The sequence below is a fragment of the Sorangium sp. So ce302 genome (assembly GCF_051530145.1).
Classification (GTDB): Bacteria; Myxococcota_A; Polyangia; order Polyangiales; family Polyangiaceae; genus Sorangium; species Sorangium cellulosum_B.
Map to the genome: position 1 here is coordinate 9,077,676 of NZ_CP150326.1, position 14,941 is coordinate 9,092,616.

The 14,941-nt window shown below is 69.0% G+C and carries 14 protein-coding genes; 7 read left to right on the top strand and 7 right to left on the bottom strand.

Annotated elements, in window-relative coordinates; translation table 11 throughout:
* Positions 1-394: 394 nt before the first annotated feature.
* A complete protein-coding gene (locus WME73_RS34450) occupies positions 395-1,021 on the bottom strand; it encodes an acyl-CoA-like ligand-binding transcription factor (protein ID WP_437912306.1) in 627 nt (208 codons plus the stop codon).
* Between the two features lie 158 nt (positions 1,022-1,179).
* On the bottom strand, positions 1,180-1,833 hold the full coding sequence (locus WME73_RS34455; RefSeq protein WP_437851730.1) for a glutathione S-transferase family protein: 654 nt from the start codon (positions 1,831-1,833) through the stop codon (positions 1,180-1,182).
* Between the two features lie 232 nt (positions 1,834-2,065).
* Between WME73_RS34455 and WME73_RS34460 the strand changes: the two genes are divergently transcribed.
* The 5 genes from WME73_RS34460 to WME73_RS34480 all read left to right on the top strand — a co-directional run bounded on the left by WME73_RS34460 (position 2,066) and on the right by WME73_RS34480 (position 7,331).
* A complete protein-coding gene (locus tag WME73_RS34460; protein ID WP_437912307.1) occupies positions 2,066-3,319 on the top strand; it encodes a serine hydrolase domain-containing protein in 1,254 nt (417 codons plus the stop codon).
* Between the two features lie 403 nt (positions 3,320-3,722).
* Complete coding sequence (locus WME73_RS34465) at positions 3,723-4,052, top strand: ArsR/SmtB family transcription factor (protein ID WP_437740608.1); 330 nt, start codon at positions 3,723-3,725, stop codon at positions 4,050-4,052.
* A complete protein-coding gene (locus WME73_RS34470) occupies positions 4,049-4,489 on the top strand; it encodes an SRPBCC family protein (protein WP_437912308.1) in 441 nt (146 codons plus the stop codon). The genes WME73_RS34465 and WME73_RS34470 overlap by 4 nt, the downstream gene beginning before the upstream one ends.
* Before the next feature lie 53 nt (positions 4,490-4,542).
* Positions 4,543-4,905 (top strand): DoxX family protein, encoded by a 363-nt coding sequence (locus WME73_RS34475; RefSeq protein ID WP_437917460.1) that lies wholly within the window; start codon positions 4,543-4,545, stop codon positions 4,903-4,905.
* Between the two features lie 8 nt (positions 4,906-4,913).
* The gene (locus tag WME73_RS34480; protein WP_437912309.1) at positions 4,914-7,331 is read left to right on the top strand and encodes an ATP-binding cassette domain-containing protein; all 2,418 of its coding nucleotides are present in this window, start codon (positions 4,914-4,916) and stop codon (positions 7,329-7,331) included.
* Positions 7,332-7,376: 45 nt separating this feature from the next.
* Here WME73_RS34480 and WME73_RS34485 read toward each other — a convergent pair whose 3' ends face one another.
* On the bottom strand, positions 7,377-7,748 hold the full coding sequence (locus WME73_RS34485) for a 6-pyruvoyl trahydropterin synthase family protein (RefSeq protein ID WP_437740612.1): 372 nt from the start codon (positions 7,746-7,748) through the stop codon (positions 7,377-7,379).
* Positions 7,749-8,252: 504 nt separating this feature from the next.
* Here WME73_RS34485 and WME73_RS34490 point away from each other — a divergent pair.
* Both WME73_RS34490 and WME73_RS34495 read left to right on the top strand, forming a co-directional pair.
* Positions 8,253-8,840 (top strand): hypothetical protein, encoded by a 588-nt coding sequence (locus WME73_RS34490; RefSeq protein ID WP_437740613.1) that lies wholly within the window; start codon positions 8,253-8,255, stop codon positions 8,838-8,840.
* Positions 8,841-9,023: 183 nt separating this feature from the next.
* Positions 9,024-9,935, top strand: coding sequence for a peptidase dimerization domain-containing protein (locus WME73_RS34495; protein ID WP_437912310.1), 912 nt, complete (start codon positions 9,024-9,026; stop codon positions 9,933-9,935).
* A 138-nt stretch (positions 9,936-10,073) separates the two neighbouring features.
* Here WME73_RS34495 and WME73_RS34500 read toward each other — a convergent pair whose 3' ends face one another.
* The 4 genes from WME73_RS34500 to WME73_RS34515 all read right to left on the bottom strand — a co-directional run bounded on the left by WME73_RS34500 (position 10,074) and on the right by WME73_RS34515 (position 14,797).
* Complete coding sequence (locus tag WME73_RS34500; protein WP_437912311.1) at positions 10,074-10,862, bottom strand: ATP-grasp domain-containing protein; 789 nt, start codon at positions 10,860-10,862, stop codon at positions 10,074-10,076.
* Positions 10,863-10,937: 75 nt separating this feature from the next.
* Positions 10,938-11,951, bottom strand: a complete 1,014-nt coding sequence (locus WME73_RS34505; RefSeq protein WP_437912312.1) for an STAS domain-containing protein — start codon at positions 11,949-11,951, stop codon at positions 10,938-10,940.
* Between the two features lie 368 nt (positions 11,952-12,319).
* Positions 12,320-13,570 carry a hypothetical protein gene (locus WME73_RS34510; protein WP_437912313.1) on the bottom strand — a complete coding sequence of 417 codons (1,251 nt, stop codon included), beginning with the start codon at positions 13,568-13,570 and terminating at the stop codon, positions 12,320-12,322.
* Positions 13,571-13,624: 54 nt separating this feature from the next.
* Positions 13,625-14,797 (bottom strand): cytochrome P450, encoded by a 1,173-nt coding sequence (locus WME73_RS34515; protein WP_437912314.1) that lies wholly within the window; start codon positions 14,795-14,797, stop codon positions 13,625-13,627.
* Positions 14,798-14,941: the final 144 nt, after the last annotated feature.

Here is a 14,941-nt window from a genome sequence, read left to right on the forward strand (position 1 = left end):
TCGTGACCGGCATTGTCCAGCCAGCCGCCGACGGTCTGACACCCCTCGAAGCTGAATCAGAAGCAAGCCCGCGCCGCCGCGCGCCCAGGTGCCATGGAGGGTCTCATGCGCTGGCGTCGCGCGATGGTGAGCGTCCGCCGCCACTCCAGACGTGGCCGCCTTGGCGAAGCGGTTCGGCAAGGTCGATCCAAACGGAAGCTCTGGAGGCGCGCTGAGCACCTCTCGGATCGCAGGATCGTGGAGCGATCGAGCACCGGAACGCGGCGGGAGCAGCTACTCAGGGGAAATAGCCCCTCAGTGGCATTTGTCAAGAAGGCGCATTTCTTCTCGCGCGCGCTCTTCGCCGGCAGACGAACCGGCGGCGCGCCTCAGGCGGAAACGACCGAGCCGGCGCTCATTGGGGCGAGGTGCCGCTCCCACCGCGGGCGAACTCGCGCGCGAGCGTCCTGAAGGCCTCGTCCACGAGCTCAGGCAGGTCCTCGGTGGCCCCGCGCGCGATCCACGCGTCCATCGCGGATTGCACGACCGCCATCGCGCAGCTCGCCAGCACGCGCGGCGCGAGGTCGTGCCGCGCGTCCAGGCCCATGCGCTCGGCCAGCGGCTCGCAGATCTCCTCCCCGCAGTGTCCCAGCCGCTCGCGCTGCCTCGCGCGGATCGCCGGCGTCCGCGCGACGAACTGCTGGATCAGGGCGAAGCGGGGCAGATCCCCCTCGTGGAGCTTCACGATCGTCTTGACGGCGTTTCGCAGCGCCTCGACGGGCGGCTCGCTCCGCGGGCGCGCCCGCACCGCATCGCGCGCCGCCTCGATGAACTGGTCCATCCACGCGATCACGAGGTCTTCCTTCGACTCGAAGTAGCGGAAGAACGTCCTCCGCGAGACCTCGACCACCCCGAGCACGTCATCGAGGGTCGTCTGCTCGTAGCCGTTCTTCAGGAAGAGCTCGATCGCGGTCTCGATGATCTGCGCGCGCGTGCGCTCCTTCTTGCGTTCCCTGAGCCCCGAGGGGCCGGCCTCCTTCATGCGGGCCAAGGTACCACGCACACGCTTCGGGTGCTCCTCCCTGACAAACGCTACTGAGGAGCATATTGTTCTTCACCGTGCCCCGCCGTGGGTCGAGGTGCGGCTGCCTCGCGGGCTGCTCCTCGCGGACTTCTCAGCCCTGTCAGAGAAGACCGCGATCAGGCGGTCGATGGCTTGCCGGTGTTAACCGCCAATTGAGCGTCGAAGGCTCGCCTGTAGGCGGGCCGCGCTTCGCCGCGGGCGACATAAGCGGCCAGGTTTGGGTACTCGTCCAGAATGCCCGATAATTTCAACCTGAGCAGCACCGACACCATCATCAAGTCGCCAGCGCTGAACGCACCATCGAGCCAGCCGGCATCGCCTAGGCGAACGGAGAGCTGGCCGAGCCGAGCGCGGATGCGATCCTCGACCAGAGGCAGGCGCTCCGCATACCAGGGCTTGTCGCCCTCCAGGATCCTGGCGGTTACGAGCTCGAGAATCGGTGGCTCTACCGTGTTGAGCGCGGCGAACATCCATGTGATCGCGCGCGCCCGAGCATTGGCATCGTCCGGCAGCAAGCCCGCATGTCGCTGGGCGATGTGAAACACGATCGCCCCTGTCTCGAACAGCGCGAGATCGCCTTCCTCATAGGTCGGAATCTGGCCGAAAGGATGAAGCGCCAGATGCGCGGGTTCCTTCATCGCACGAAACGAAACAAGGCGAACCTGGTAGGGTTGGCCCGCTTCCTCGAGCGCCCAGCGAACACGCGTATCACGCGCCAGTCCCTTGCCACCATCGGGTGAGCGTTCAAAGGCGGTAATGGTGATGGTCATCGAGAGGCTCCTCCTTGGCGAAAATCATAGACCGCGGAGGCATACCTTTGCAACCATGGCCGAGCGCTTGCCATGAGACGTGAGGACGCGCCTCGGATGCAGCCCGGGTTCCGGCCGGTCGCGGCCCTCACGGACGGCGACGATGGCGCCGAACATGCTATAATCCGCCGCCAGGCCCTGCGACGCAGCGGATCGCGACGTTGACCGGACATGGAATGAATCGAGGGAACGAATGAACGGAGGAGACCAGATCGCGAGGGGCGTCGGAGCGATCGTAGACTCTGGCGCGCTCGCCAACGCAGCAACGATGGTTTGGCGCGACGGCGAGGTGGTTCAGCGCGCGTCCCTTGGGTGGCGAGACCTGGAGGCCAGGCTGCCCCTCGAGCATGACAGCCTGTTCCGCATCGCGTCGATGACGAAGCCGATCACCTCGACGGCGGCGCTCATGCTGTTCGAGGAGGGGCGCTTCGCGCTGACCGATCCGATCGCTCGCTGGGCACCGGAGTTCAGAGACATGCGCGTCCTGCGTTCTCCCACGGGCCCGCTCGACGAGACCGACCCGGCAGAACGACCGATCACCTTCGAGGATCTGCTGACGCACCGCTCGGGACTGACCTACGGGGCCTTGCATCGTGGACCCATCGCGGAGGCCTATGGGGAGGCGCTGGGAGGCGATATCGACAGCCACGTGGCGCCCGATGATTGGATCACGCGGCTGGCTGCCTTGCCGTTGCTCGACCAGCCGGGGGCCACCCTTCACTATGGCCACTCGACCGATCTCCTCGGGTTGCTCATTGCGCGCATCGAGGACGCGCCGCTCGGCGACGTGCTCAAGCGCCGGATCTTCGATCCGCTTGGCATGGCCGACACCAGCTTCATCGTGCCACGTGAGAAGCGGAGCCGGCGAGTCAAGAACCACGGGTTCGATGGCTCGGGCCGCCTCTCCGCACGCCTCACCTGCCCAGGCGACTCGACGGTTCCTGAGCGGCCCGATGACATGGACTTTGTCTCCGGCGGCCAGGGGCTGTGGTCGACGCTGGACGACTATCTCGCGTTCGCGCGCATCTTCCTGGGAGCAGGCGCCGTGGATGGCGTGCGTATCTTGCGGCCCGAAACGCTCGCCTTGATGACCTCCAACCGTCTCACGGAGCAGCAGCGCGCCACGGCTGAAGTGGGAGGCATGCCGCTCTTCCGGGGCGGTCACGGGTTCGGGATGGGCGTCGCCGTGGTGCTCGATCCGGAGAAGGCCGAGCCCACGGTGTGTGGGGGCCGCGAGGGTGCGGTCGGTTGGCCAGGCGGCTTCGGAGGCTGGTGGCGCGCGGACGCCAACGACGACTCGGTGCTGATTTTCCTGGCACATAACATGGTCGAGCGGGACCAGCTCAGCAGAGGCATCGGCCTGGGAGTCTACGAAGCCATCACCCAGTTCCAGGCCCTGGCGTCGGCCGACGACCGCCGACGACCTCATCACTCAGCAGCCGGCTAACAAGCCGTTGCGGCTGACGGGGACGCGCGCTGACGCACGCATCCCCGCAGCCGAACGGCCAGACGTCAGGCCGCTCACGCGCCGGAGTGCTCGACCTCCTTGCCTGTGCTGCAGCGAGCAGCCGCCCGATGATCTCGCGGGGATCAGAAGCTGCGCGCGGTGACGGAGGCGGCCGCGCTCTCCGAGCGGGAGCGCGGCGAGCTCCTCGGCCGCGCCCATGGAGCTGCCGGAGCAGGGCGCGAAGATTTTTTTCGAGCGACCGATGATTTCTCCGCGGGCGGGGGGGCCATGGAGGACCAAGAGAGCTGGCTGCTTCGCAGAACCATGCCTCCCTGCCCCGACGCGCCCAGGCAGCCCGATCCGCGCGCTTGACAATCAATAAGCCGCGGCTTATAAGTCGTGGATGCAGAGCGCGGCCGTGGTCGAGGACAAGATCTTCCAGGCGCTGGCGGACCCCAGCCGCCGGGCGATCTTCGAGTCGCTCACGCGTGGCGAAGCGGCCGTGAAGGACCTCACGGCGCGCTTCGACATCTCGCAGCCGGCGATCTCGCAGCACCTCGCCACGTTGAAAGACGCCGGCCTCGTGAGCGGCCGGCGCGAGGGGCGCTGTGTCTACTACCGGGTGGAGCCGCGCGGACTGAAGCCGCTCGTCGACTGGATCACGCACTACCGCGCCTTCTGGACGGAGCGCGTCGATCGCCTCGAACAACTGCTGGAGAAAATGGACGAATGAACCCCACCGACACGACCGCACAATCGCAGACCGAATCCATTTCGTTCGAGTTCGATTTGAAGCACTCGCCGGAGAAGGTGTGGCGCGCGCTCACCGAACCGGCGCTGCTCGCGGAGTGGCTCCTGCCCACCATCGGCCTCCAGCTCGAGCCGGGGGCGGCGTTCACGCTCAAGACGCAGCCGTACCCCGGCTGGGACGGCACCGTGAATTGCCGGTTCGTCGAGATCGAAGCCCGTCGGAAGCTCAGCTACACGTGGAGCGTCCCCTTCCTGGAGACCGTCGTGACCTTCACGCTCACGCCCACGGCGTCGGGCACGCGCCTGTCCCTCGTGCAATCGGGCTTCAAGCCGGACCAGAAGCAGAACTTCGCCGGCGCGCGCTACGGCTGGAAGATGATGGGCGGGAAGCTCGTCGACCTGCTCGAGAGGGTCTCATGAGCCGGGCGAGGCTCGTGGCCTACTGGGTGACCACAGGCCTGGTCGTGTCGTCCATGGTCTCGGGCGGCGTGGCCCACGTCCTCCACGCGCCAGCGAGCGTCGACGGCTTCGTGCGCCTCGGCTACCCGCTGCACTTCGTCACGCTCCTCGGCATCTGGAAGATCCTCGGCGCGCTCGCGCTGCTGGCGCCGAGATTCCCGCGCTTGAAGGAGTGGGCGTATGCGGGCCTCGTGTTCGACCTCACCGGCGCCGCCTTCGCCTGGGCCGCCGTCGGCGCCAGCGACTCCACGAGCAACGCTGGCCACATCCTCGCGCCGCTCGTGGTCCTCGCGCTGGCGGTGACGTCGTGGGCGCTGCGGCCGGACTCGCGCAGGTTGCCGGAACCCCTTCACAGACCGTCGGTGTTGATGACATGATCGCGAACATGGCCTCCTCCAAGCAGCACGCCGCAGACAGACAGCAAGCCGCAGACAGCCACGATTTGATCCGGGTCCAGGGCGCCCGGGAGAACAACCTCAAGGACGTCAGCGTCGAGATCCCCAAGCGGCGGCTGACCGTGTTCACCGGCGTCTCGGGATCGGGCAAGTCGTCGCTTGTGTTCGGCACCATCGCGGCGGAGTCGCAGCGGCTGATCAACGAGACCTACAGCGCGTTCGTGCAGGGGTTCATGCCGACGCTGGCCCGGCCCGAGGTCGACGTGCTGGAAGGGCTGACGACCGCGATCATCGTCGACCAGGAGCGGATGGGCGCCAACTCCCGCTCGACGGTCGGCACCGCGACCGACGCCAACGCGATGCTGCGGGTGCTGTGGAGCCGCCTCGGCAAGCCGCACATCGGCTCGTCCAACGCCTTCTCCTTCAACGTCCCGTCGGTCCGCGGGGTCGGGGCGATCTCGATCGAGAAGGCCGGCGGGAAGAAGACCGAGAAGCGCGAGTTCGTGGTCAACGGAGGCATGTGCCCGAAATGCGAGGGCATGGGATCCGTCTCCGACTTCGACCTGTCCCAGCTCTACGATGACAGCAAGTCGCTCAACGAGGGTGCGCTCACCATCCCCGGTTACTCGATGGATGGATGGTACGGGCGCATCTTCAACGGCTGCGGCTTCTTCGACCCGAACAAGCCGATCCGCAAGTTCACGAAGAAGGAGCTCCACGACCTGCTCCACAAGGAGCCGACCAAGATCAAGGTCGAAGGCATCAACCTGACCTACGAAGGGCTGATCCCGAAGATCCAGAAGTCGATGCTGTCCAAGGACGTCGACGCGATGCAGCCCCACATCCGGGCGTTCGTGGAGCGCGCGATCAAGTTCTCCACCTGTCCCGAGTGCGGCGGCACGCGGCTCAGCGAGGCTGCCCGGTCCTCCAAGATCAAGGGGATCAACATCGCCGACGCCTGCGCGATGCAGATCAACGACCTGGCCAGGTGGGTGCGCGATCTGAACGAGCCGTCCGTCAAGCCGCTGCTGGCGACGCTGCGGCACACGCTCGACTCGTTCGTCGAGATCGGGCTGGGCTACCTCAGCCTCGACCGGCCGTCGGGCACGCTGTCGGGCGGCGAGGCGCAGCGCACCAAGATGATTGGCCACCTCGGGTCGTCGCTCACCGACGTCACCTACGTCTTCGACGAGCCGACGGTGGGGCTGCACCCCCACGACATCCAGCGGATGAACGAGCTGCTGCTGCGGCTGCGCGACAAGGGCAATACCGTCCTCGTGGTCGAGCACAAGCCGGAGACGATCGCGATCGCCGACCACGTCGTCGACCTGGGCCCCGGCGCCGGCACCGCCGGCGGCGAGGTGGTCTTCACGGGCACCGTCGACGGGCTTCGGGCGAGCGGCACGCTCACCGGGCGTCACCTGAGCGACCGGGTCTCCCTGAAGCGGTCGGTGCGGAAACCGTCGGGGGTCATGAAGGTGCGCGGCGCGCGCGCGCACAACCTGAAGAACGTCGATGTCGACATCCCGCTCGGCGTGCTGGTGGTGGTGACCGGCGTGGCGGGGTCGGGCAAGAGCTCGCTGATCCACGGCTCGGTGTCTGGCCGTGACGGGGTGGTGTCGGTCGACCAGACCCCGATCCGTGGCTCGCGGCGGAGCAACCCGGCGACGTACACCGACCTGCTGGAGCCGATCCGCAAGGCGTTCGCGAAGGCCAACAACGTGAAGCCCGCCCTGTTCAGCGCCAACTCCGAGGGTGCCTGTCCGACCTGCAACGGCGCCGGGGTGATCTACACCGATCTCGCGATGATGGCCGGCGTCACCACGGTCTGCGAGGACTGCGAGGGCCGGCGGTTCCAGGCGTCTGTCCTGGAGTACCGCCTCGGCAAGCTCAACATCGCCGAGGTGCTCGATCTATCGGTCGCAGAGGCGGTCGGCTTCTTCGGCGCTGGCAAGGGGCATACGCCGGCCGCGCACGCGATCCTGCAGCGCATGGCCGACGTGGGGCTCGGCTACCTGCGGCTCGGCCAGCCGCTCACCACGCTGTCGGGTGGCGAGCGGCAGCGGCTCAAGCTCGCGACACACATGGGCGCCGACGGCGGCGTCTACGTGCTCGACGAGCCGACAACCGGGCTGCACCTGGCCGACCTCGAGCAGCTGCTCGGGCTGCTGGACCGGCTCGTCGACTCCGGCAAGTCGGTCATCGTGATCGAGCACCACCAGGCGGTGATGGCGCACGCCGACTGGATCATCGACCTCGGGCCGGGCGCGGGCCACGACGGCGGGCGGATCGTGTTCGAAGGCACCCCGGCCGACCTGGTGGCCGCGAAGTCGACGCTGACCGGCGAGCACCTGGCGGCGTTCGTCGGAGGCCAGCCGAAGGCTGCCGCGTCTCGCCAATCTCGCTGAGCGAGCCGCGTTTTTCCGTGGGCGCAAGACTTCAGACGGGTCCGACTAGGGTTTGTACGTGAACCGGGCGCGGATTGCCTCGTCGCGCAGGAGGGTTACGCAGTCGAGGCGTACGCCCGGCGGCAGCCGCGGCGCGAGCTTGCGATAAAGCACCTCGGCCATGCGCTCGCTGGAGCTGTTGAGGTCCGCAAACTCGGGTAAATGGTTCAGCGTCTTGCCATCGAACGAGCTGATAGCGTCGGCGAGCAACCGATCGAGCTCGTTGAAGTCCATGACCCCTCCGACCGCGTCGAGCCGTTCCGCCGACACCTGAGCGTGGACCTGCCACCTGTGGCAGTGCAGCGGCTCATACTTGCCCTCGTGCAGCCGCAGCGCGTGGGCGACATGCAGGAGGCGCTCGATCGTGAGCTCGTACATCTCGGTCTCCTCGGTTGAGCGCCCCCCCGGGCGCGATCCGCTCCCGACGCCCGCCAGCACATCGGCCACGCGCGCGACCGCGAGGTACACGTCCCCTCGCCGGCGACGATCATAGCGCCGGGGCAAGAGATCCGCTGGCCCGGCCGAAGCCTCCGCCGGCGAACCTCGCAGCAGCCGTCCTCGCGACCGCGGTCGCCTCCACGAACGGAGCAGCCGCCCGCGTGATCAGGTCATCCGTCTCCGGCGGTGCTATGTCCGAGCTGCGATGGCGTGGATCTGCTCGCCTGCGCAGCTCCACCGGATTAAGGATCCTGCGTGCCGCACGTGATCCGCCTTCACGCTGACGAGCGCCGAATCCGGGCCGAGATCCCATCCCGTGGGATCTCGCTCGAGGAGGAAGCCGCCGTCGCTGTCATCTATCGGCGGCCGCGTCGCGGTTACCCGCCCGTCGGCGTGCTCGCGGTGGGCCGCAACGCGCTCCAGATGACGGAGAGTGTCCGCACCATGGACCGCTCCCTCGCGAAGACGGAGGAGGACCGGCAAGCGAGGGTCGTGCCCCTGGAGCAGGCGGCGTGGTGGAACGACGGCAGGCTCCTGGAGCGCGACGCTCGCTTCGATCCGGCGCACCTCGGGGAAATTCTTATCGTCCGCCCATTCGCCCGGAAGACCTTCTCCGCGCCGCTGTGCGAAGCGCTGCTTCGCTACATTGACTTCTCGGCGAGGCACCAGGCGGGAGGAGTCCTCCAGCGGTGGTACCTCCGCCGCCTGCTCTGGTGGACTTCTCGGGTCGAGATCGTGCTGCAGGGCGTGCCCGACGATGATGCCTCGCACGACGCGCTGGTGCGCGAGCTCAGGCCGTACTTCGACGCGTCGACCACGCTCGGTGGGGCTCCCCTGCGGGTGCGTCACCCGCGAGGCCTCGCCGATCTCCGGATCATCCACCTCGGGCAACTCGCGGCGATCTTCGCGGCCGGCGTGCTGCCCATCGCGCTTCACCCCAGGCCCTGGCTCACCGGCAAGCACGTGACCGTGCTGGGAGCGATACTCGCCTTCTGGCTGGTGTCCTGGTACCGAAAATTCCGGTACGACTGAGGGGGAGCCAGCGCGCATCGTTTGGTCTGATCGGAGGTCGACGTGGAGCTACTCGAGAATTTGCTGTGGCTGTGCAGGATCCCCTCGCCGACGGGTGAGGAACGCAACCTGGCCGACGAGCTGGCTCAACGGCTCGCAGCGCTGCCCTTGGCCTCGCCGCCACGCCGCTACGGGGACTCTCTGGTGGCGCCGCTGACGCGCGGGTCGGGAGGCCCCAAGATTCTGCTCGTCGGGCAGCTCGACGTGGCGAACGCAGGGCAACGGGGCGAAGCGCGGACGGAGAACAACCGCGCGCTCGGCGCTGGAGCCGCAGAGAAGAGCGGCCTCTGCCTGATGCTCGATCTGGCCGAGCGCCGGCCGCAGGTACACGCCGAGTTGACCCTCGTGTTTCACGCGCGCGGAGCGTGCGGCTTCGACGCGAGCGAGCTCAGGGTGGTCATGAAGCAGGATACCGAGCTCCGGGGGGCCGACTTCGCCCTGGTGCTCAGGCCCACGGACAACAAGCTTCAGCTCGGCTCGGGAGGCTCCACGCACGCGACGCTGGCGTTTGCCGGCCGCACCGGGCACAGCGGGCTGCCCGGTGCCGGCGTGAACGCGATTCACAAGTTCGCGCGCGTGCTCTCTCAGCTGGCCGCGTTCGAGCCCGTACCCGACGTCGTCGACGGCCTCACCTGGTACGAGATGATGAACGCCACCTCGGCGCACGGGGGCCGCTCCGGCAGCGTCGTGCCGGACCACCTGGAAGTGAACGTGCACCACACGTACGGTCCGAGCACGAGCTCCCATACCTCGCAAGAGCGGCTGATGGCGCTCGTGGACCGCGTGGGGGCCGTCCGGTTCGAGGAGCTCTCCCGTCCGGCGCCGCCGAACCGGAACCACGCGCTCATCGCTGCTCTCGAACAAAGCGGCGTTCAAGGCGTCGAGGCCCGGCAAACCTGGTCGGAAGTGGCAAGCTTCACGACGCTCGGGATCCCGGCGGCGAATTTCGGACCGGGCGTGGAGCGGACGATGCACGCCCTGAACGAGGTGACGGAGCTTTCGGAGCTCGCGCGGGCGCAAACCATCCTCGACCGCTGGTTCGCCAAGATGACGTGACTTTTGTCGGCATCTTTAGAGAGAGAAAAAAAATTGAACAGGGAGGCGGGGAGACAGGGAGATTCATGGGACTTCACTCCCCATCTCCCCGCCTCCCTGTGAATCTCCCGGAAATTTGGGGGGGATACTTCAGATCCCTCACCCGACACGCCGCAGCCAGCGCTGCTCTGCCTCCGAGACCATCCTGCGCGGCACGGTTGCCCGCTGCAGCACGGGGAGCACCCTTGCCGGGTTGCACCCGCAGAGCCCCGAGGCCCAGGCGGGGTTCGCCTCGACGACGCCCCAGCCCCGCCCTGCCATGCGCCCGACGTCCACGACCACCGCGGGCGGGAGCTCCACGTCAGCGTCGGCGAGCACCGCGCGGATGGACGCGGATGCCGCCTCGACCTCCTCTGAATCCGCCTCCCAGTCGCCCGCCGCGGTGCGCGCGATCTCCCCGCCGCGGATGTAGGGCGAGAGCGCCGCCACCTCGCGCTCCAGCACGAAGCATCGGAACTCCACCTCGAACACCACAGGCTCGCTCACGAGGACGGGCAGATCCAGCGGCAGCCGCGGGTCCGGATCCATCGCGGCGCCGTCCACGTACACGCGCGCGGGGAACAGCTTCTCATCCGTTGGCTTGATGAACGCAGGCTCACGGAGCGCCAGCGCATCCTCGAGGGTCGTGAGGCGCACGCTGCGAAGGCGATGGCGCTGGGGCAGGCGGGGCAGCCAGTCGGCGGTCGGCTCGAGCAGCGCGACCTCGAGGTCATCCATGATGGCGTCGGCGAGAATGGTCTCGCCGTAGAACACGGGGTCGCGCGCCGCGAGCCCCTCGGGGCAGCGGAACGAGCGGAGGCGCTCGATGTCCCAGCCGACCGCGAGGGCAGCGGCGAACAGCGCGTTCGAGTCAGGGCTATAGCGCTGCGAGAGGACGAGCGTCGGCACGCGCTCGGATGTAGCACGATCCTCCGCAGCGCGAGGATCGAACGCCCGCTGTCGCTCCTCCGGCCCGGCTGAACTTCAGCGCTCTCGCGGCTCATCGAGGCGCGCGGGATCCCGCCTCTGGGCGGCGACGGCGCCAGCAGCGCCTATCGTTCGATCGCCGTTGCGGCTGGACAACAAGCGCCGAAGCCCGTCCTGGAGACTCGCGACAATCGTGACGCCATCGAAGCCCAGATCGCAGTCGATCAGCAATCTCGCCATGGCCGGCGAGATGCCCGCGATGGCGCACTGCGCCCCGAGCAACGAGGAAGCGCGCACCGTGTCGCGGAGGTGGCGTGCCCCTTCCGCGTCCATGAACGGCACGCCGGTGACGTCGATGATCACATGCTCCGCCTGCGTGTCCACGATGGCCTGCAGCAGCACCTCGAGGATGCGGGCGGCGCGCTCGGCGTCGATGTGGCCGATGAGCGGCAGCGCGAGGATGCCGTCCCAGAGCCTGAGCACGGGCGTGGACAGCACGGCAATGGCGCGCTGCTGCTCCTCGCTCACGCGGAGCTGCTCCTCGAGCCGCTGGGTCCGCTCGGCGATCGCGGCCTCGAGCCGCGCCGTCTGAGCCCGCAGCTCGTCCTCGGACTGCTTGAGCTCGCCGACGTCCACGTGGATCTGCAGCACCTCGCGCACGTTGCCCGCAGCGTCGTTGATGGGATGGAGCGAGGAGGCGACCCAGCGGGCCATTCCCTTCTGGAGCGTGTCTGCCTGGACCGGATCGTAGCGAATGGTGGGCAACGCCGTGGCCTCGCCCCGCCAGAACGCCCGCTCGACCAGGGGCATCGACCCATTGGCGGATACCTGCTCGTCCTTCAGCAACCGCCACCCGGCGACGTCCCGGAGGCTCAAGCTCCAGAGCTGCTCCCACCGACGATTCACCTCGAGCACGCGGCTCTCGCCATCGTAGATCATCATGCTCACGATGCCCCCGTCGAGCAGGGCCCTGTAGCGGCGCGCGGGGGCCTCCAGCTCGGCGACGCGTCGGCGCAGCGCATCGATCTCACGCTCGAGCTCGGTGTTCGTCGGAGTTGTCTTCTGTTCCATGTTCTTTCGGTCCGCGTGCTCCGTGACGGGCATCCTCCCCGGAAAAGACGGACTCACGTGGGCTGGGTCGCGTCCGACGAGCGCGGTACAGGCGTATTGACGACACGACGGCCTGCGCCGCCAGGGGCGCACAGCGTTGTATCTCCTGTCGCGGCGAGCTTCAACCCGGCGGACGGCAGAAGGATGAGGCGCTCACTGGCATCGCTGATCACGACGGCGCGGCGGATCCAGCTGTCCAGCTCGGTGAGGTCCGGTCAGGTTCCCGGGCTCGTCTCACCATGGGATTGCCGATGATCGCCTCAACCCGGGTCGGATTGTCGGTTGTCGTCTCGACCTGGGTCGGGTTCACAGGCCCGATCGGGTCCGGCTCAGGGCGACCCCTGCTTCGCGCACGGGTCCGCCGCCGCGGCCGCGCTGCGGCCCTCCCAGAGGCGAGCGAGAGGGCTCCTCGGGCCGACCGCGCCCGCGCCGGCAAGCGCCGCCCACGTCAGGATCGGGCCATCACCCTCGAGCACGCGCAGCGGCGGCGGATATCCGGTCGCGGCGAGCTTCAGCCCGGCGGGCGTCGGCAGGAGGAGCAGATCCGGGTTGTCGAGGCTCACGCGCTCCCGCAGCAGCTCGAGCACGGTCGCGTCGCCGCCGGCCAACGGCGCGAGGCAGCGCTCCAGCAAGGGCCGCAGCGCCTTCTTCGACGCGGCGGACCGGTCGAGCAGCTGGGTCACGGGCGCGCCCGTGCGCGCGTCGAGCACCTGCCAGCGCTCGGCCCCAGGATCCCAGGGGTGCGTGCCGCCCTCGTACCGCATCGCATCGTGGGAGCGGACCGCGAGCAGGCCCTTCTCGTTGAGGGAGATCTCGAAGGTGCGCGAGGCGGCCATTCGCTCGCCCGTCTTGCACGCGCGCAAACTCGCCTCGTCCCCCTGACCGAACACCCACGCGCCGCTCTCGAGCGCGCGGTTGAGGGCCGCCTCGCTCTTCGCCGTCGCGGCGCCGAAGATCTCGGGCCAGGCGAGATCCTCGCTGCACGCCTCGCCAGGCTCGAAGGGGATCCCGATCCCGTCGGACGGGCCATCGGGGTTCGGCTGCGGCGGGAAGCGGCGCGCCCTCTTCTTCGTGGCCACGAGCAGCACATCGCGGGCGCCCACCGAGGCGAGGTCGAACGGCAGCGAGGCGCCCCGCGGGCTCGTCCACGTCCCGATGAGGTGGCCGTCGGCCCGGCAGGTGCCCGCGAACTGCCCCGTCGGGCGCGCCGGGTTGCCCTCGACAAGCGCGAGCTCGCCGGCGTCGGTGACAGACCCGGAAAGCGGGATGTCGACGCCGACGTGGGCATAGAAGTAGCGGCCCCGCACGGTCCCTCCGTCGCGCTCGATCCGCGCGAAGACCTCGAGCTTCGGCCCGATCGTGCCGTGGAAGCCGCGCTCCAGCGCACAGGCGCTCTGCGGCGCCGGCGCGGCGCTCGCGGCAGGCGCAGGTGCGACGCCCACCGCGGGCGCCGACGGAGACGGCGCCGCGGGGGCCGCCTTGGCCACGGCGGGCGCGGCGCCCGCGGCAGGCGAGGGCGCGGCCGCGGGGCCGCACGCCGGCAGAGCGAAGACCAGCGGCAGGAACGCTCGATATCGCATGGACAGCCATTGTGCAGAACAGGACCTGACAGATCCCCTCATTTCGTTGGCACGTCAGCCCGGCCTGAAGCGGAGCGGCAGCGACACGGGGCCACGCACGGTGAGCGTGCGGTTGTAGGGGATCTCGCCCGGCGCGCGGGTCACCTCGCCGATCCTCGGGACCAGCACCTCGAGCGCGACCTTCGCTTCCATCCGGGCCAGCGCAGCGCCGAGGCAGAAGTGCGCGCCGTGCCCGAAGGTCAGGCTCGGCTGGCCGCGGTGCAGATCGAACCGATCGGGATCCGTGAAGCGCAGCTCGTCGCGGTTCGCCGAGCCGACCAGGGCCAGCACGAGCGAGCCCGCGGGGATCGTCACGCCGGCCAGCGCGACGTCCGACGTCGTGAGCCGGGGGACGGACTGGGTCGGGCCGTCATAACGCATCATCTCCTCGATGAACCTCGGGATGAGCTGCGGCGAGGCGCGCAGCCGCTCGAGCTCCGCGGGGCGCTCCGCGAGCAGGAGCATCGAGCTGCCGAGGAAGTGGGTCGTGGTCTCGAGGCCGCCGCCGAGGATGCTGACGAGCAGATCGATGATCTCGCGGTCGCCGAGGAGCTCGCCGGCGCGGGCGAGCTCGCTCACGAGGTCGTCGGAGGGCGATCGCCTGCGGGCCGCGATGACGTCGGCCATGTACCGGTCGAGCTCCGCGATCGTGGCGCGGACGCGGGCGGCGTGCTCGGCGCTCGCCGGCTCGGGCGTCACGGACAGGAGATCGTCCATCCACCGCTTGAAGTGCGGCTCGAGCGCGTGATCCAGGCCGAGCAGCTCGCTGATCACGAACGCCGGCAGCGGCGCCGCGGCCGCGGCGATGAAGTCGACCTCGCCGTCGAGGCGGCCCGCGAGCCGCTCGCACAGATCCCGGGCCCGCTGCTCGATGCGCGCGATCGCCGGCGCCCCGAACGCCCGGCTCACCAGGCCGCGGAGCCGCGCGTGATCCGGGCCATCCATGGCCAGGATCGAGCTCGCGAGCGGGTTGTGCCCCACCCACGCCGGCTGCCAGGCGGCCCGGAACCCCTGGGACGAGAACCGCTCCGGGCTCCGCAGGACCGTCGCGACATCGGCGTACCGGCTCACCGCCCACATCCCGCCAGGATCCACCTGGCAGACAGGCGCCTCGCGGCGCATCGCTGCATACGGCGTATAAGGATCCGCCCGGAAGGCGGGTGTCATGATGTCCACGCGCTCGCTCATGCGAAGAGACCTCCCGCGACGCCCCGAGCACGCGCCGGGCCCGCGCGGGAGAGGCCGCTTTCCACGGGAGATCCGCGGCTCGTCCGTGGCGCTTCGCGAGCCCGCCGGTCAGGGTGACCGGTCACGCCTGTCGCCCTGAAAGGT